Here is a 17,972-nt window from a genome sequence, read left to right as displayed (position 1 = left end):
TCTAAGAAAATTTTTCGTAGATTATTTTAGATTTTTTCTGCTCGTCTTTTAAATAGGGATTTTCCGCTGAATTTAATTTGTATTTTTCAAGAGTTTCTATATTCTCAGAGATGCCTTTAGACTTTAAATACTCTAAATATCTTGGAAACTTGTTAAGTGTTTTTGGATCATTTGTAAGAAGAGCCATTTCATGCTGATCCGGATCATTAAATCACTTCTCAGTTAAAAAACTTAAATTAGGAGAACCATAAATGGCTGAAAAAATTTGATTTTTTTGAAAAAAGCAATAAAGTTTTCCATAATATTTTCACGAATGTACCAATCTTATTTCTCCTATCCCTTTCTTTCTTCACTTCTCATTGATTTCTAAAACAAATTTATGCAATGATTCAGAAATGCCATTAAAGTAGTACATTCCCAGAATTAAACAAACTTTTTTAATTTTCTTTCTCGAGATTAATATGTCTAGTTCTTTTAAGGATTTGTAAGAACCAAAGCCTACAGCAATTTCCAATTGATCTGATTTGTTAAGTTCTTTTCTAAAACGATCGTTGAGTAGTTCTTGTTCCCATTCCTCTAAGAAGGGACAAATTTCAGTGCAAAGAAATTGGTCTTCCATCTAAGTTACATTTCTATTTGACTTGAAAATCTTTGTGGGAAATAAATTTAAAAATTAAAAGTCCTATCTAATTTATTAATTACTCTTCCTTAACAAAAATGCATAATTTTTAAAAACTATCCATAAAACTAAGACAATAACCATGGAGTTTACTTTTACTTAATGGCTCAAAAACAAAGAAAAATCTTGTTTGAATAATTCTTTTTTTCGAAAAGACCATTAAACCTCCTAAAAATTAATTATTTTCTAAAAAAGAATTCAATCTTTTTTGTTCTAATTCCTGCAGTTTCAACCATGCTTCATGTGCGGCAGGGGAATCTGGGGAATAAGGTAATACAGGAGCAATAGTAGGAGTATCTTTCTGAGAGCTTGGCCAATATTTGTGTAACAAATTCAATACTAATTCTCCAATGCTAGTGAATGCTATAAGTCCTGTAGCAATACTCATGGCAGAAATTCCAGCCTTAATTTCTCTTTTTTCAGAGTTATTTAATTTCTTCATTACAAAAATCAAGGCATTGCAAAAGTTACTCCAGTCTTAGATGGATAAGGTGCAAATCTTATTACAGGTCTTATCGCCTCGGAAGCATAAGCAAAGAAATCTCTTTTGTTGTCTGCATAGCTGTCAAATCCATAAGACTTCCTCTTATATCATCTCCGAGAATCGGAATAAGGATTTTCTTGTTTTTTGGAAAACAAACTTCAAATTCCCTCTCCTAAAGTTATTAGTCCTGGAATACTGGAAAGAACTAATAGAGAAGCATTATGGGTGTTTCACTTAAATTTTCCTTTTGTTGTGGCTGTGCCTTTTTTGTATGTCGATGATCTAGTAGAACTTCTGCTAAACCCAGCTACTACTTCTCTTTTTTCTAAAGTAGATAATTTTTGCATTCTAAAAGTGAATTTTGTCTCCTTATTAACTTAATTACTTCTCCTCGCCAAAAAAGCATAAAAATTACAGTCATCACAATAATTCACCGCCGTAAATATATTTCAAATGCTTAAATAAGTCATATCTAAGTATTGCCGCTCTTCTTGATGTTTCATGTGTGGCATCTTGTAGTGCAGTTATTTGTTCACCTGTCTTTTTCTTTTCTTCTTCTATGTGTTCCAATTTGTCTGAATCATAGACAAATGGAACTCCATTTCTGTAGATAACTATTGTTGGAATACCTTTAACTTTTTGTCCAAAGTAATACAAGAATAAAGAGTGTAATTTTCTAAAGTTCACTGCTGATTCATCATTTCTAACATAGTCTCCCTCTATTCTTCCCTGACTAGTTAAAGTATTTGGTCATGTATTCCAAGGGATAGTATATAGGTCATCATTGTTTCTATTATCCATTGAAGGAACTTCATCGCTAAAGAAAATGAACTTTACTTTATTTATTAATATGTCTTCTTCTTCTTCTTCTTCTTTATGTTTATGTCTAGCTAAAGAATAAGTTTCAAAGAAAATACCATTACTATACAAATCTTTTTGATTTGTTCCTATCCAAGTTTTAGGGGATTCTCTATCGCTATATAAAAAGTTGTTACAGTTAGGGCATGCTTCTGAACCGAAATAAATTACATAGTTTCCATCGTTGTAGGATTTAGTTCCTTTAATTAATTGTGAATTTGAAATAGTAACTGTTGGGAAATTTGTGAATCTAGATTGGTCGTTAGTATGTTGCCCTCCTCCGCCCCCATCACCAGCCTGCACTAATTCAAGAGATGTATAGTTATAATCCGCAGGTTTTGGATTAAATTCTCTAAATAAAGGTTTTTCAAATTGATCTCCTGTGACTAGTACAGGAACAGCTATTGATCCTCCCCCTAAAGCGCTAACTCCAGCAAAAACAATAGCTTTAATTTTTCCATAAATAAGGGCTGTTAATCAGCCCATATTTAGTTAATCGGAAAAACCCAAGATTTAATCTATTGTTATTTAACTCTGTAGTAAAATTCTATTTTAATTCTTCTTTTGGCAGAGAGTTCAATGACAAATTATTAATTTCTTTCTAGCATCCAGTTCTAGGTATAATTTCTCTAAACAAGAAAAACCAGTAATTTCATGCCCTTGCTTTTCAATCTTCTTGGATATGCAAAAAGAATTTAGTTGCGCTTGCTTCTGCAAGCGAACAAGAAAAAAATGTCTATCCAAAAAGAGATAATTTTAAGTTCACTATTTGAAGCCTTTTTTTCAACTTAAAATCAAGTTGGAGTATTAAGTAGGTTAATCCAATTGAGTAGCTTAAGTAGTGTAGTTGAGTGTTTCATTGAAATTTCAAAGAATTCAAACATAAAGTACGAATTAACTGATAATAAGTTAAAGCTAGATAGAGTTTTATTTGGATCTGTAGCATATCCACATAACTACGGGTTTATACCCAATACTCTATCAGAAGATGGAGACCCTTTAGATGTTCTTCTTGTATCTCAATTTTCCCTAACACCTGGAACTTATGCAGATGGTAGAGTTATTGGAGCTTTAGAGATGATAGACTCTGGCGAAGAGGACTTAAAAATAATTGCAATTATGGATAAAGATCCAAGACTTTCTCACATAAATTCCATTTCTGACTTACCTAACTTCTGACTTTCAGAAATTAAAAACTTCTTCGAGGAATACAAGAAATTAGAAAATAAAGAAGTTAAATTGGGTAAACTAATTAATTTACCTAAAACACTTGAATTAATTGAGCATGCAAAGCTTAATTACAACTCTAGTTGTTCCTGAAACTAGTTAATTTAATTTGGCACACCCAATAGGACTTGAACCCATACTCTCTTGATCCGAAGTCAAGTGCTTTATCCAATTAAGCTATAGGTGCAAAACTAATTAATGGGATCAACGACCCAAACACTTTTGCCCGATCTCATCTCCTTTGTTCAGGAGAGTTTAGATGATTTATTCGAGAAAATCAATAATGAATTTAATCTTTCTCTTAAGTCTGCTTTAAGAGAATTTACTGAATATCACACATACAAATGTAATTACACAGGCTTTATAGCAGATCCTAAAGATTTAACTATTTATTATCAATTCCTCTATGACTCCAAAGAAAACCTAGCTACTTTAGATAAATGTTTTTTTGTTTCTCCGGAAGTTAGACACATACTAACAAACAACTATTTATTAGAGTTAGAGTCTTACACTAAGTCTAACTTAAAGAAGTATGTAAATAAAGTTAAATCTGCTAATTTAAGTAGAGAATTGTTTGGTTATGAAGATAAATTCAAAGGTTTAACTTTTTTTTCTGATTTCAATAAATTAGATAAATATCAAGCAAGAAAGATCTTGTTAGACTATTCTTACTTGAGAGAGAAGAATAAACAATTATTGATTCTCAAAAACTTAAATAAGAATTACGATTTTTTAAAGGAAGTGATAATCAAGTTTGATCTTTCTTTTCTCAATAAGTCTTCGTTTTTTGACAATGAAAGATATGTTAGTTTTAAGAAAATCCTCCCTCCTAACTTAATTATTGAGTTACCAGTAACCTTAGATTATGAATTACAACAAGTTCCTGAAAAATTAAAGAAGGAACAATTGATTGATTTATCTTCTTTAAAAATGGATATTTCTTAGTTCTATGTCAAAAGTTAGAAGTTTAACTAGTAAGGAAGAATTACAAGAACTACTTCAAAGTTCGAGTAATCTTCTTCTAGATTTTTATGCAGATTGATGTCCTCCTTGCCGACAACTAATTCCTATATTGGATATTCTTTCTCTGAATGAAAAATATAGTGAATCTATTCGTTTCATCAAAATAAATGTTTCTAATTTTCCGGAATTGTCAAGAAAATATGAAATATCTTCGATTCCTACTTTGATTTTTATCTCTAAAAATAATCTAAAGTCAGAAGAAAAGCATGTAGGATTCATGGATTTAGATCAATTATCTTTATTATTAGATAACTACTTTTTTTAGCTAAATATGGCCGATATAGGCCATATTAATAGTGGGGATATTCTGTTTTATGCGGGTATTGCCTTATTAGTATTCATTATCTTACTATTCCTCAAAAAGATATTCTTTAGGTTTTGGTTACAACAAAACTTTTTAATGTTTCCGAGCTTAAATATCAATACTATTTCAAGTATTGCAATGATTATTGCAACAAATACTGCAATAATTTTTACTATCACATTTTTAACACATAACCTACTAGGAATAATCTTTCAAATCTATCCGGGGAGTAGGTTATTAATTGAAACTATCCTAATAAAAATAGGTGGTAGTTTATACGGACCTGTAATAGGAATTTTGATTGGATTATTAACAGACCTACTAACTGTAGTTCTGACCTCTTCAGTATTTAATTATGGTTATTTATTAGCCGCTGTATTTAATGGCTTTTTAGGAGGTTTTATTTACATGTTTGGAGGCAGTCAATCTAAAAAAAAATGAAAGAAATGACAAAATGCTTTCTTTGTTACTGCTTTAATGGCAATTACCGCAATAGCTTACTACTTCTTCCATAATGCGGCATTAATTGCTAATGGCGAAAGTAATGGAGGAGAAATATCACTAAATATCTTCTCACAAACATTTAAATTCCCAAGTTGGTTCTTCCCTTCTTTCTTAATTGCAATAGCAACTGTTCTCCTATTTTCATTAGGCTTATGTTTGTGTTTCTCTTCTAACAAATTGTTCCCTGAAATATCTAAAAAAGCAGAAAAGTGGAATACTATTCTCAGACTAACAATATTGAATTTCTTGTCTTATATATTGGTAGACATAATAACTCTTCCGTTGTTTGACATAAAAATATCTACTCTACCATTCGAACAATTCTTTATTATGAGAAACTTCTTCTTAATTCCTTCAGTATTTTTCTCTTCCCTAATTATTTGAAAAATATTCAAGTTGAATAGGAAATTACACTTTACGACTATTAAAGAGAAATTACCCTTACCTAAAAAGAAAAAAGTTATGAGATTATGTTCAAATTTACACCCAAATTTAATCTATTAATCTGAGGTGGAGTAATTAACTAAATAGATAGTATAAAACTGATCTCTATTGAGCAGAATAGAAAAATTTTTACTGGACAATCGATTTATATATCCCTCCTGCTCTATTTACGGTGGACAAGAAAATAGTTGAGACTATGGTCACTTAGGAGTTTTACTTAAGGAAAACTTAAAGAAATGTTGAATGGAGTACTTTATCAGTGGCAAAGAAAATACAGTACTCTATGAGGGAAACTTGCTGACCAACAAGGAAATCTGAGAAGCTACTGGTCATATAAAACACTTTGAAAGACAACTAGTAGAGTGCAGAGATTGTAATGCTAGATTTGAAGAGATTGTTGATAAATGTAAATCATGTAATTCAGGCAATCTAACAGAACCTAAAAGTTTCAATCAAATATTTAAGGTCGAAGATTATTACCTAAGGCCTGAAACTGCTCAAACAATCTTTGTTAATGCCAAGTTAATTTCTCTCAATTCCAAGCTTAAATTTCCATTCAGAGTTGCTCAAATGGGTAAGGCTTTCAGAAATGAGGTAACAACTGGTAGAAAAATTTTTAGAACTAAAGAATTTGAACAATTAGAGTTTGAAGAGTTTACATTTCCAGAAGAAACTGAATCAACTCTTGAAGTTCAAAAAAAACAAGTCACTAACTTTTTAATTCATAAACTAGGATTTTCTCCTAACTCCTTTTACTTCAAAACTATAGAGGGGCAAGAACTTCCCCACTATTCAAAAAAGAATCTAGATCTTTACTACAAATTTGAATTTGGGGAAGAAGAGTTATGGGGGATAGCCAATAGAGGAGATTTTGATCTTAAGGCACATCAAAAACATTCAAAAGCAAAATTACATATACAAGCTGGTAGTGATCAAACTACCTTAATTCCAAACATAGTTGAACACTCAGTTGGTCTCAATAGGTTGATGTTGGCAGTAGTTACTGAATTTCTCCAAACAAGAAATAATAGATCTTGAGAAATTTTGTCACTCCCTTTAGCTCTCGCCCCCTATAAATTTGCTGTGCTTCCATTAAGCTCTTCGCAAGAGGATGAAGCCAAAAAGCTTCATCAATGATTGCAAAAATTTTCTATTTCAACCACATTATCCAAAGGAGGTTCGATCGGAAAAAGATATAAAGAGCAAGACCAATTTGGGACTCCTTATTGTCTCACTGTGGATTATGATAGTGGCTCCTTACAACAGGAAAATTTCTCATTCACAATTAGGGAAAGAGACTCTGGAAGCCAAATAAGAATTGGACTACAAGAGCTTAAAAATTATGTTTTTAAGTGTCTAAATCTAAAAGAATTAATTTCAAAACATGAATCCAATTAAAGAGAAATGCAAAGAAGTCAATTAAACGTCAAAGAGGTTATTGAGAGCTATCTGCAACTAGAAAAAAAGGGAAAAGATTATAGAGCCATCTGCCCATTTCACGAAGATACAAATCCCTCTTTATTCATTTCTTTAGAGAAAAACATATTCAAATGTTTTTCCTGTGGAGTTGGCGGGGATGCAGTTTCTTTCATTATGAGAAAAGAGAAAACCAGTTATCAACAAGCTTTAATCCAAGCGCACAAGATACTCAAGCTTCCTTTTGAGAATCTGCTTGATCCTGTAACTTACAAAGACATTTGTTTTAAGCAACAGTTAATTAAATTCAACGAATTTGTTTCCGAATTCTTTGAAAAGCACTTATTCTATCCATCAGGCAAAGAAGCATTAGATTACTTAATTCAGAAGAGAAAGTTAAATGTTGATCTGATCAAAAAGATGAGAATTGGATATGCTCCTAGTGGTTTGATATTGTTGCGAGCTATAGAAAGAATCCAAAAATCTTCTGAAGAATACAAATTTATTGATTCAGAATTTATTTCTCAAGTTGGAATATTTTCCAAAGAAAAAGATAAAGACACTTTAATTCCCATATTTCAAAACAGAATTACATTTCCAGTGTTTTCTGCTTCAAAAGAGCTTGTGGGCTTTAGCGCTAGGGCTATGCCTAATTCAAGAAGTGAGATTAGGTATCTGCATTCCAAGGAAACTCTTTTGTTTAAGAAAGCTCAACTTCTTTACAACCTTCCTGCATTGGCAGAATTAAAAAATGACGAAGAAGTCTATTTATTTGAAGGTTGTTTTGATTTATTTTCACTGTTAGTATTGAAACCCAGTGCCAAAGGATGTGCTTTAATGGGAAGAGATTTATCTAGCGATTGTTTAGAAATATTACAGAAAAGGGGAGTTAAAAAAATAGTTCTAATGTTGGACTCTGACAGAGCAGGTATTACTGCTTCGCTAAAAATAATTCAACAATTATTAAAAATAGGAATCCATCCTTACTCCTTAGAAATAGATCTGCAAAATTGTAAAGACTTTTCGGAGTTTTATTGCACCCATCCTGATTTCAAGCTTCCGGAACCAACACTTTTTGTTGATTGGATTAAGTCTAACTGAAAGAAATCAATCAATAAATCAAATCCTGAAACTGAATTATTATCTCTGAATCAATTGGTAAATGCACTGTTAAGTTCTATATTTAACTGAAATCCCAATCGATTTTTTTATCTTAATCCTTCTCTAGAAATAAAGTTTGCAATTGATTCCCTGAATAAGATATTTAGCCTTTATGAACTAGTAAATCTTTCAGAAAAAGAAAAAGAAGTTATATTGTCTAAACACCAAAGTTACTTAGAAACTATTAACTTGTATTGTTTGAGCCAAAATGGTACGTCTAGAAGAATTCCACCTATGGTTAGAGAGCCAGAAAAACCAAAAACTATTATTTCCAATTTCTCTAACATTTTGGTCTTATGAACTGCACTAATCAAATCAAGGAAATCACAAGACATTATCAAAAAAGAATTACAAGACTGACAATCTAAATCTCTGGAAGATTATGCTGAATTATTTCAATGAATATTGCTTCCAGAAGAAAGACTTTTTTTAAGTCAATTGACAGATAACTTAACTAATGAAAAGACCAACTACACTCTCTCTAATTCAAAAATCACAAATGTGTCTTTTGATAATCTTTGAGATTTTTTTGAACTTTATTATTCATTAATTTATTTACTTTTAGATAAATCTGAGACATATCTACAATCTGATCATTTAACTGACTTGTCAATGAAATTAGATTGACTTAAGCGAATAGAGGCCGATAGGGAGCTTTTAAGAAGTAAAAGTTCTAATACTTTTAACAAACTTTTGGAGTTGGAAAAAAGTTAAATTTTATGCTTTTTTGCCGAGGAGAAGTAATTAATAATATAGATGTATTACTTAAAAGGTCAAGTTATTGAATTTCAGAAAGATCATATTGTCGTTGAGTCTCAAAGCATAGGTTATCAAGTCCATTTCTTAAATTCTTCTTATTTAAAAAAGGGAGAAGAATATTTAATCTATATTTTTCAAGATATAAGACTAGAACCTAGAGGCCAATTAGTTACTCAATTATTTGGATTCTTAACCAGACAAGATTATGAAATTTTTAGATTTCTCTTATCTATCAAGGGAATTGGTTCAAAAACAGCACAAAAAATACTAACTAATGACTGAAATAATATTTTGAGTCTTGCGGAACAAGAAAATCGGATTCAACTGGCATCTTTAAGAGGATTTACATTGAATACTGCTCAATCTTTTATTTCAACTCTAAGAAATTAAAAAACTATTAAACAGAGTTGACTTAGCTTGCCAATTTCAAATTCCGATAGTGTTTGGGATGAAAGGCAAATAATCTCTTCATTAACAGAGATTGGCTACAAATGAAGAGATATTAGAAGAACTATAGAAATAGTTAAGACTAGAAAAAATGAGTTTTTTGATCTAAATTCCATCATTAGTGAGTGTTTAAAAACAATCTCTCAAAATAATTTCGCTTAAAAAGTGATTGATTCAGAAACTCTCAAAGCTAGACCTAGCCGTTTGAGTGAATTTATAGGAAAAACTGAAATTGTTAAGAGCTTACAAGTTGGAATTGAAGTCTCAAAAAAACTAAATAAACCTATGGAACATACACTTTTCTATGGTCCTCCAGGGGTTGGTAAAACTTCTTTGGCACAAATTATTGCTAATGAATTGAAGGTAAATATAAAGATAATTCCTGCAACTAATATTCAAACTTTGCCAGACTTAATTGGAGTTTTGAATACCTTACGAGACTTTGATGTTTTATTTATTGATGAAATTCACAGCTTAAAATTGGAATATGCTGAAATGTTGTATTCGGCTTTGGAAGATAATGTTTTGGATTTATTAGTTGGTAAAAATTACAACTCCAAGGCTATTAGAATAAGTCTTCCTAAATTTACATTGATTGCCGCTACTACCAACTTAGGAGCTTTACCTAAGGCCCTAGAAGAAAGATTTGGTTATGTCTTTTTTATAGATTGCTATGAAGATCGAGAAATTGTAGATCTCATTAAATCTTTACTAAATCAATGAGAATTAACTCTCACTGAAAAGGAAATAATTACTATTTCTAACAATTCTAGGGGAATTCCTAGAAATGTCAAGAGAATCTTGCGAAGAGTTATGGATTACAAGACTATAAATAGCAAATGTGAAATTCAAGAAATTATTAAAGAATGTGGATTTTTATTTCAAGGACTTACAGAAGTTGACATTAAGTACTTAATTTTTTTAAGTGAAGCTAATAGACAAACTGCGGGAATAAAAACCATTGTTCAAGGAACAAATATAGATGAATTAACAATTATTAAAAAAATAGAACCTTATTTGGTTTTCAAAGGTTATATCAACAAAGGATTAAAGGGAAGGGTTTTAACCTTAGAAGGTCAAAAAATAATTCGAAATTTTAATGACTTTAATAGAAAGAGAGGTAGAAAGAACTAGAGAGGTATCCACATTTTTAGACTGGAGACAAATCTGAAGTTTTATTCCCTTAAAACATTTGAAATTTGGATTTCTAGGATAATTTCTCCTCTCTATTTGTGTCGATTCCAACAAAAGTTTTATTTACTGCATCTACCTTAGGTAGCTGTTGCGTTGGGATCCCGTTACTTTCTTCTAAACAAACACCCAGTAAAGTCGATAAATCAATGAAACTGGATGAAACTGCAAAGTCTTTAGGTCCTGAATTAATTTCAGACCACAAATACTCAGAAAGAAAAACTATTGTTAAAGGAGAGTGCGAGGTGGTATTTACTGTATCGGATTTGGATGAATTTCTAAAGAAGCAAAAAGAGGATAAGAATGACTATGTTGCAACTTCTTGCAAAATTACTAATGTCAAAAATGAATATATTTCCCTGCCAGAAAGATGAAATGTATTATTCCCGAAATCTGTTTTAGACAGCAACTATTCATTTAAATTAGGAGAAAAGTTTGACTTTTATTCTGAAACGGTGCCGAGAAATGATTTGAACAATGGGGGGGGCATTAACACTTTTTTCAAAGGAACAGTTTTTAAAAATGAGATACAAGGAGAGTGAATCTATAAGGGGACAATAAAGCTGTTGTCAACAGTTACTACTGTTGAAATAAAAGGGTGAGGACTTTTTGGTAAACGAATCTATATTTACTTTCCTTATGAGAGGGGAAAATAGAAATTACAGAAATTTCTTAGTTAATCATCATAAATATAGGTAATCGGCAACAATATGATTTTCTAGGCAAGGTTTATAAATTCTGACTAGATAATTTTGCGGAATTAAAAGAGAGGAAGTGCTATAAACATAGACATATAGTTCAGAAATAAGTTTTGTTGTTTTACTCCTGTTTTTGTTGGAAAAAGTTCATTCAAGGCAGATACATTAACCCAACTAAGTATTAATTAATGTTTCTGCGGGGGGGGCACTTCTTAAAGGAAGAATTGCATATTTATGTCTAACATTATTGGGACTTTCCGCAGGAATAAGTTTTACAAGCGCAGAAGTTAGTCAGAATTTAGTTTCCAAAGCTTTAGGAAAGCTCGGCGGGTGAGTTGCAACCATATTTAACTATGATGGATCCACATCATCTCCTTCTCTTCCCTCTGAACCTTTGAATCCCATTCCAACTATGACCCAAGCTTGACATAAAGTATCTGAAGTGGTCACAAGTGTTATTGGAATTGTTCCAATAAGTTATCAATGAATCAAAACGAGTGGAAATTCTAAGTTTTTGTTGGATTTCTTAAAAACTTTTGAAATTACAGTTTTTTAGAAAACTTAGTTTTTAATTTTCACTCAGTTATTAAGTCATGAATGGGAATATTGACGGAAGCTGAAACTTTATCCAAGTTGCCTGATGCTTTCACAACATTTCAAAAACTTGCTAAATTTCTTAGCAAAGAAGAAAGTCAAAAAAATGGGGACAAAGACATGATTAACTGGCTTTACATCAGATCTATTGTTAATCCCAGAAGAACAATTGGCGTTTTCTCTAAACATCAAAAAAGTGGTCAAGGTACAACAGAAGGAGAAGAAGGGCTAAAGTGCAACGGAGCAAAAAAGAAGGGGAAGAAAGAAAACAACTTACCTTTAGGAACTTGTTTTATTTGTAAATCGGGAAATAAATTAATCCCAGAAATGATTGATTTTTTAAAAAAAGGAGAAATTCCTAAGGATAAAAAGAAAAAGGAAAAATAAAATCTTAATTTGATTGTCTCTAGCGATTGGAGATTTTCTCTTTTCGCTGAGAATAATTTTTGTGCACTTGTCTTGAATAATAAAGTTGTTTGAGATGTGCTAGATCTTTGACAATTTTTCAGGAAGTAATAAGACCGAGTAAATAAAACAGAAGTAAAAACGAAAGATTCTTTAAATTACTAAGGGCTAGTAACGGATTCCTTGGAAATGATAGGCGATGAAGGACGTGCTAATCTGCGATAAGTATCGGGTAGTCGATAAGAGACCTTGATCCGGTAATCTCCGAATGTAGCAATACAGTAGAAATTAATATTTCTACTATTATTACCTGAATCCATAGGGTAATAAGGCGAACTTGGCGAAGTGAAACATCTCAGTAGCCAAAGGAAAAGAAAACGAAGTGATTCCCTAAGTAGTGGTGAGCGGAAGGGGAAGAGGCCAAACCAAAAAAGCAGAACTTTTTTGGGGTTGTAGGACCTTACACGGCATCTCCGCGCATAGCAAAAATTCATTGGAATGTGATGCTATAAAGGGTGAAAGCCCCGTATGCGAAATGCAAAGAGAGCCAAAGTTATCCTGAGTAGGGCGGGACATGTGAACCCTGTTTGAATCAACCCGGACCATCGGGTAAGCCTAAATACTAATCATTTACCGATAGCGAACAAGTACTGTGAAGGAAAGGTGAAAAGAACCCAGATATGGGAGTGAAATAGAACATGAAATTACTAGCCTACAAAGTGTCAGAGCGCGATTAAGCGTGATGGCGTGCGTTTTGAAGTATGAGCCGGAGAGTTATTGCAAGTTGCGAAGTTAAGCTGTAGAACAGCGGAGCTGAAGCGAAAGCGAGTCTTAATAGGGCGTTTAGTAGGTTGCAATAGACCCGAAAGGGGACGAGCTAGCCATGAGCAGGTTGAAATTTGAATAACATCAGATGAAGGACTGAACCGACTGTCGTTGAAACGATAGCGGATGACTTGTGGCTAGAGGTGAAATTCCAATCGAGTTCCCTGATAGCTGGTTTTTGTCGATATAGTTTTAGGACTAGCGTCAAGTAAATTTGCAGTTGGAGGTAAAGCACTGAATCTATACGGGCGGTTCGCGCTGTACCAAATAGAATCAAACTCTGAATTCCAATTGTTGTACCTTGGCAGTGAGACTATTTGGGATAAGCTTTATAGTCGTGAGGGAAAGAGCCCAGACCAACAAATAAGGTCCCTAAATTAAGCTAAGTGGAAAAGGAAGTCAAAATTCATAAACAACTAGGATGTTGGCTTAGAAGCAGCCACCATTTAAAGAGTGCGTAACAGCTCACTAGTCTAGTTTTTTGGCGCCACAAGTATAACGGGGCTAAGCTTAATACCGAATTTTTGGATGGTGACATAGAATGTCAAGCATGGTAGACAAATGTTGTATAGGGGTTGAAGCTTGAGCGTGAGCATGAGTGGACTATATACAAGTAAGAATTCCGGCGTGAGTAACGAATGAAAGTGAGAATCTTTCTAGCCGATTGATCAAGGTTTCTGGGGCTAGGCTCGTCCTCCTCAGGTAAGTCGATCCTAAGTTGAGGCCGAAAGGCGTAGATGATGGGCAACGGGTTAATATTCCCGTACTACCTTGAACGTTCGATGGGTTGACAGAAAAGGTTAAACTGGGAGGGTTATTGGATTCCCTTTTAAGATTTTGAGTACGTTGAGTATGAAAATCAACTCAACATAAGTGCAAGGATTGAATACGATCTCGGCCAGCAATGGTTGGGAAAGCCAGACTTAATCATATTCTCCAGAAAAGACTCTAAGAGACAAAGACGTTCAAGGTACTCGTACCGATAACGAACACACGTGATCAAGGAGAATATCCTAAGGCTAGCGAGCGAACTACAGTTAAGGAACTCTGCAAAATGACTCTGTAACTTCGGGAGAAAGAGTGCCCGCATAGAATGCGGGTCACAGTAAAGAATGAGGGCGGACTGTTTAACAAAAACACAGCTATATGCAAAATTCAAACATGAAGTATATGTGGCGACACCTGCCCGGTGCCAGAAGGTCAAAGAAGGAGGTCAGGCTAGCTTGGCTAGCTGAAGCTTTTAACTCAAGCCCTGGTGAACGGCGGCCGTAACTATAACGGTCCTAAGGTAGCGAAATTCCTTGTCAGGTAAATTCTGTCCCGCTTGAATGGTGTAACCAGCTCTTAACTGTCTCGACTGTAGGCTCGGTGAAATCCTGGTGAGAGTGAAGACACTCTCTTGCCGCTATGGGACGGAAAGACCCTATGAAGCTTTACTGTAACTTGATATTGTGAAGATTTGTTGTTATTAGAGGATATGTGGGAGGCTGGGAAGATGGGGCGCTAGCTCTGTTGGAGCCGACAGTGGAATACCACAATTTCAATAAGTCTTTACTTACATATCTCCGTGAATCCGGAGTATGGACAGTGTTAGGTGGGCAGTTTGACTGGGGCGGTTGCCTCCTAAAAAGTAACGGAGGCGCGCAAAGGTACACTTAGTACGCATGGAAATCGTACAGTAAGGGTAATACTATATGTGTGCTTGATTGTGAGACAGACAAGTCGAACAAGTAAGAAATTAGGCTATAGTGATCCGGTGGTTCTGAATGGAAGGGCCATCGCTCAACGGATAAAAGCTACTCTAGGGATAACAGGGTAATAATCTCCAAGAGTTCATATCGACGAGATTGTTTGCTACCTCGATGTCGACTCATCTTATCCTGGGGGTGAAGCAGCTCCCAAGGGTTCGGCTGTTCGCCGATTAAAAAGATACGTGAGTTGGGTTCAAACCGTCGTGAGACAGGTTGGTCCCTATCTGTAGTGGCTGAAGGAAAGTTGAGGGGATTCATTCCTAGTACGAGAGGACCGGAATGAACACACCGCTGTTGTATCAGTTGTCACGCCAGTGGCATTGCTGAATAGATAAGTGTGGATTAGATAAACGCTGAAAGCATCTAAGTGTGAAACTAGCCTCAAAAAACTTTCCCGCCCCGCGCCAGAGGTGCTGGGCATAAACATGGTAGAAGACTACTACCTTGATAGGCTACAAGTGTAAGTACAGTAATGTATTCAGCTAAGTAGTACTAATTATGTGAAAGATTTAAGGAAGATCTTTCGTTGCAAGATTTATTTCTGACTTAGTCTTATTTATTCCTAAAATTGTTGCTTGCGCAGTCAGGATACTACGGTGGAAATACTTATTCCCATCCCGAACATAACAGTCAAGCACCATAGGCTCTGCTAGGCCCCTAGAAGGGAGCTTAGAAGAGTTGACTGCGCTACTTTATTTGGTTTTTGTTAATTAGTGGAAAAATTAATTTCTATTAATTATTTGATTTTTTGTAATTTGTGGAAGAAGTTGGAAATAACAAAAAATTATTTCTCTTGAAAGGTTTAACTAAAGATTTTTCATATTTAGGTACTAAAGTGTAAACGGATTTAAAGTAAGTAGATAAATTTAAGAATTTTAAACAACTAACCTAGTTACTACTATTTAACTTCTTCTTTAGCTGAAGAACTTACTTCTTCGGTTCTTGTGAATCAGTACCAATTCCTAGCTTTTTGGCTAAATTTTCCAAGTCACTTACTAATTTTGCCGTGCTTTCTCATTCTTTTTCTATATTCCAAGCTCTACCTCTTGTAATCAAATCTTGGAAAACTTTACTAAATTCTTGCCTTTTCTGAGAAAGAAACTGTCTTCTTTGTTGAACTACATTTAACAAGCTTTTCTCATAAGTATCAATATTCTTAATCTGCTCTTCGGTCACTCCATCCTCTTTCAACAAATTAAAAATATTTTCTAAACGACTATATTTTTTTAATTGTTCAGTTAATTCATCTTTGCTTTTTTGAACTTCAGCCTTGCCTTCTTCAGCACTTCTCTTTTCTCCTTCCAATTTTGTTTTTGCTTCTTCAAACTCTTTCTTTTGTTGCGCCAAATCTCCTTCAAACTTTTGTGTCGCTTGTGTCAGTTCTTGTTTTTTATTTTCTAACTCCTGTTTAATCTTGTCAAGTGCAGACTTTTGTTCTGCTAATTGTTGGTTAGTCCCCTCAAGATTGGTCTTTTGTTTATTTAACTCCTCTAGTTGTGACTTAATTGATTCTATTTCCTTAAGACTTTCTGAGTATTGAGATTGTACTTTTAATAAACTAAGTATTTGTTCAACTGATTCATCCTTTAATTGAGTAATTCTCCAAGACTTGTCAGCTAACTCCTTCTTTAATTTCTCTACTTCTTGTGGTGTAGTTAAACTACTAGTTCTTGTTAAATATTCTCTTGTTCCGACACCAATTGCAGTTCCGACAACCATCACCCCCCATCATAGTTAAAAGAATTTTTGCCAAAGCCATAATTAAATTATTTTAATTGGGCAGACTAATTTTTCTCCCCTTTAAATAGAAATAAATAGTTTTAAAGAGAGGAGCTAAAGCTATATTTGAGTGTTGGTGACAAGTTTTACTGGATACATTTGCTATATCTAAATGAATAAACTCCTTATTATCACTAAATTCTGCTAGGAATGCGGCGGCCCTAGAAGCGCCCCCGATCCCAGTTGTAGCAGAGTTTTTCAGTTCCGCTATACTACTTTTTAATTTTTCTAGATAATACTTATCTAAAGGTAATCTCCAAACATATTCCCCTGTATAGTCTGAAAGGGAATTAAACTTCTTCCAATTTTCTTCGGAGGTAGATCAAGCTCCTGCATATTTTTTTCCTAAGGCATAACCGACAGCTCCAGTAAGAGTAGCTACGGTCATAATTTCGGAAGCCTCTAAATCTCTAGACGCATAAGCAATTGCTTCTGCAAGAAGCAATCTACCTTCTGCATCTGTATTAGAGATTTCTATAAATTTACCTCCATATGCTTGAATAACACTATCCACCTTTATAGAATCTGAACCTATCAAATTCTCAGAAATTGGCAAAAGAGCTATTACTTCATTTTCTTCGGAGAATTTACTTTTTGCTAATGTAAAAAAAATGGCAGCCACTAAACCCGCACCAGTCATATCAAATTTCATTCCTGCCATATTTCCACCTGTTTTAAGACTTAAGCCCCCAGTATCAAAGCAAATTCCCTTACCTATTATGACTATTTTCTTTCTTTTTTTGTTTGAATCTTCTTCTCTTTTCTCTCTTAAAGTAATCAAATAAGAATTTTTCTTATTTTGTCCAACTGCGCAAGTAAGCTTAAATCCTTTTGAATATAATTCCTCTCAATTAAAGACTTCGTAATTTAAATCTAATTCTTTGGAGGTAGAAATAATTTCTGATACAAATTTTTCTGCATCTAATATATTTGGTGGAAGTTCTGCTCATTCCTTAATTTGATTTTCTCCATCTAATATATTGGTGATTTCTTCAGAAAGATCTTCTAGGCCAACTAACTTAATTTGTCTATTAATTTTTTTGTGATCATTTCTTTTTTCTTTTTGAAAATATTTTTTAGGAGACCTGAGAATGCAATCTACTAGACTTCTTAAACATAACTCTAATTCAAACTCATCAAAGTTTGGTGCAGTAGCCTCTAAGAAAGATTTATAGTTAACTTCTCAAGAATAAGCAGATTCTAGACAGCTTTTTAAGGCTGGTATGAACTCTTTGGTTTGAACTTTTGCTGAATCAATAAAAAACTTCGCAGTAGCGTTTTCGTAATCTACTTGATAATCTAGGTGTTTTAAAGATTTATCGACTACCTTAGTAGCAATTAATTGAAAAACTCTTAAATCCTTTTTAGGTTGTATTACCACTCGTTAAGAACCACCTCTTCTATATTTAGTTTATTAATTTAA

Annotated in this window: 18 protein-coding genes, 1 tRNA gene and 2 rRNA genes; 14 read left to right on the top strand and 7 right to left on the bottom strand. The window is 33.4% G+C overall.

Going from position 1 to position 17,972, the window contains the following annotated elements:
- Nucleotide 1: 1 nt before the first annotated feature.
- From MR07_RS00505 to MR07_RS00490, 4 genes are all read right to left on the bottom strand, one after another.
- The gene (locus MR07_RS00505) at nt 2-619 is read right to left on the bottom strand and encodes a restriction endonuclease PLD domain-containing protein (RefSeq protein WP_024070904.1); all 618 of its coding nucleotides are present in this window, start codon (nt 617-619) and stop codon (nt 2-4) included.
- 235 nt (nt 620-854) lie between these two features.
- A complete protein-coding gene (locus MR07_RS00500; protein WP_043901137.1) occupies nt 855-1,121 on the bottom strand; it encodes a hypothetical protein in 267 nt (88 codons plus the stop codon).
- Nucleotides 1,121-1,510, bottom strand: a complete 390-nt coding sequence (locus MR07_RS00495) for a hypothetical protein (protein ID WP_024070902.1) — start codon at nt 1,508-1,510, stop codon at nt 1,121-1,123. Before MR07_RS00495 ends, MR07_RS00500 begins: the two co-directional genes overlap by 1 nt.
- A gap of 64 nt (nt 1,511-1,574) precedes the next feature.
- Nucleotides 1,575-2,507 carry a DUF6856 family protein gene (locus tag MR07_RS00490; protein WP_024070901.1) on the bottom strand — a complete coding sequence of 311 codons (933 nt, stop codon included), beginning with the start codon at nt 2,505-2,507 and terminating at the stop codon, nt 1,575-1,577.
- A gap of 339 nt (nt 2,508-2,846) precedes the next feature.
- Between MR07_RS00490 and MR07_RS00480 the strand changes: the two genes are divergently transcribed.
- Nucleotides 2,847-3,347, top strand: a complete 501-nt coding sequence (locus tag MR07_RS00480) for an inorganic diphosphatase (protein ID WP_235062725.1) — start codon at nt 2,847-2,849, stop codon at nt 3,345-3,347.
- Nucleotides 3,348-3,358: 11 nt separating this feature from the next.
- Here MR07_RS00480 and MR07_RS00475 read toward each other — a convergent pair.
- Nucleotides 3,359-3,435: transfer RNA gene (locus tag MR07_RS00475), tRNA-Arg, on the bottom strand.
- An 11-nt stretch (nt 3,436-3,446) separates the two neighbouring features.
- Between MR07_RS00475 and MR07_RS00470 the strand changes: the two genes are divergently transcribed.
- The 13 genes from MR07_RS00470 (at nt 3,447) to rrf (ending at nt 15,458) form a co-directional block, all read left to right on the top strand.
- Nucleotides 3,447-4,193, top strand: coding sequence for a hypothetical protein (locus tag MR07_RS00470; protein ID WP_024070898.1), 747 nt, complete (start codon nt 3,447-3,449; stop codon nt 4,191-4,193).
- A 4-nt stretch (nt 4,194-4,197) separates the two neighbouring features.
- Nucleotides 4,198-4,536 carry a thioredoxin family protein gene (locus MR07_RS00465; RefSeq protein ID WP_043901135.1) on the top strand — a complete coding sequence of 113 codons (339 nt, stop codon included), beginning with the start codon at nt 4,198-4,200 and terminating at the stop codon, nt 4,534-4,536.
- Between the two features lie 6 nt (nt 4,537-4,542).
- The gene (locus tag MR07_RS00460) at nt 4,543-5,583 is read left to right on the top strand and encodes an ECF transporter S component (protein WP_024070896.1); all 1,041 of its coding nucleotides are present in this window, start codon (nt 4,543-4,545) and stop codon (nt 5,581-5,583) included.
- Between the two features lie 48 nt (nt 5,584-5,631).
- Nucleotides 5,632-6,921 (top strand): His/Gly/Thr/Pro-type tRNA ligase C-terminal domain-containing protein, encoded by a 1,290-nt coding sequence (locus MR07_RS00455; protein ID WP_024070895.1) that lies wholly within the window; start codon nt 5,632-5,634, stop codon nt 6,919-6,921.
- 6 nt (nt 6,922-6,927) lie between these two features.
- The gene (locus MR07_RS04075; protein ID WP_024070894.1) at nt 6,928-8,814 is read left to right on the top strand and encodes a CHC2 zinc finger domain-containing protein; all 1,887 of its coding nucleotides are present in this window, start codon (nt 6,928-6,930) and stop codon (nt 8,812-8,814) included.
- Between the two features lie 42 nt (nt 8,815-8,856).
- Nucleotides 8,857-9,249 (top strand): Holliday junction branch migration protein RuvA, encoded by a 393-nt coding sequence (ruvA, locus tag MR07_RS04210; RefSeq protein WP_084289601.1) that lies wholly within the window; start codon nt 8,857-8,859, stop codon nt 9,247-9,249.
- A 27-nt stretch (nt 9,250-9,276) separates the two neighbouring features.
- A complete protein-coding gene (locus MR07_RS04205) occupies nt 9,277-9,468 on the top strand; it encodes a hypothetical protein (protein WP_084289599.1) in 192 nt (63 codons plus the stop codon).
- Between the two features lie 3 nt (nt 9,469-9,471).
- Nucleotides 9,472-10,440: a Holliday junction branch migration DNA helicase RuvB gene (gene ruvB / locus MR07_RS00440; protein ID WP_024070893.1), complete on the top strand. Its 969-nt coding sequence runs from the start codon at nt 9,472-9,474 to the stop codon at nt 10,438-10,440.
- 98 nt (nt 10,441-10,538) lie between these two features.
- Nucleotides 10,539-11,153 (top strand): hypothetical protein, encoded by a 615-nt coding sequence (locus tag MR07_RS00435; protein ID WP_043901134.1) that lies wholly within the window; start codon nt 10,539-10,541, stop codon nt 11,151-11,153.
- 289 nt (nt 11,154-11,442) lie between these two features.
- The gene (locus MR07_RS00430) at nt 11,443-11,751 is read left to right on the top strand and encodes a hypothetical protein (RefSeq protein ID WP_024070891.1); all 309 of its coding nucleotides are present in this window, start codon (nt 11,443-11,445) and stop codon (nt 11,749-11,751) included.
- A 41-nt stretch (nt 11,752-11,792) separates the two neighbouring features.
- Entirely contained in the window at nt 11,793-12,176 is a 384-nt protein-coding gene (locus MR07_RS00425; protein ID WP_024070890.1) for a hypothetical protein, read from the top strand.
- Nucleotides 12,177-12,345: 169 nt separating this feature from the next.
- Nucleotides 12,346-15,287 (top strand): 23S ribosomal RNA (locus tag MR07_RS00420).
- Between the two features lie 61 nt (nt 15,288-15,348).
- A 5S ribosomal RNA gene (gene rrf / locus MR07_RS00415) occupies nt 15,349-15,458 on the top strand.
- A gap of 239 nt (nt 15,459-15,697) precedes the next feature.
- Here rrf and MR07_RS00410 read toward each other — a convergent pair.
- Together MR07_RS00410 and MR07_RS00405 are read right to left on the bottom strand one after the other, a co-directional pair.
- Complete coding sequence (locus MR07_RS00410; protein ID WP_024070889.1) at nt 15,698-16,489, bottom strand: hypothetical protein; 792 nt, start codon at nt 16,487-16,489, stop codon at nt 15,698-15,700.
- A gap of 52 nt (nt 16,490-16,541) precedes the next feature.
- Nucleotides 16,542-17,930 carry a M17 family metallopeptidase gene (locus MR07_RS00405; protein WP_024070888.1) on the bottom strand — a complete coding sequence of 463 codons (1,389 nt, stop codon included), beginning with the start codon at nt 17,928-17,930 and terminating at the stop codon, nt 16,542-16,544.
- Between the last annotated feature and the right edge of the window lie 42 nt (nt 17,931-17,972).

It is taken from the genome of Mycoplasma ovis str. Michigan (assembly GCF_000508245.1).
Taxonomy (GTDB): Bacteria; Bacillota_I; Bacilli_A; order Mycoplasmatales; family Mycoplasmoidaceae; genus Eperythrozoon_A; species Eperythrozoon_A ovis.
The sequence above is the reverse complement of the archived record's forward strand: the minus strand, read 5'-3'. Positions and strand labels throughout refer to the sequence as shown.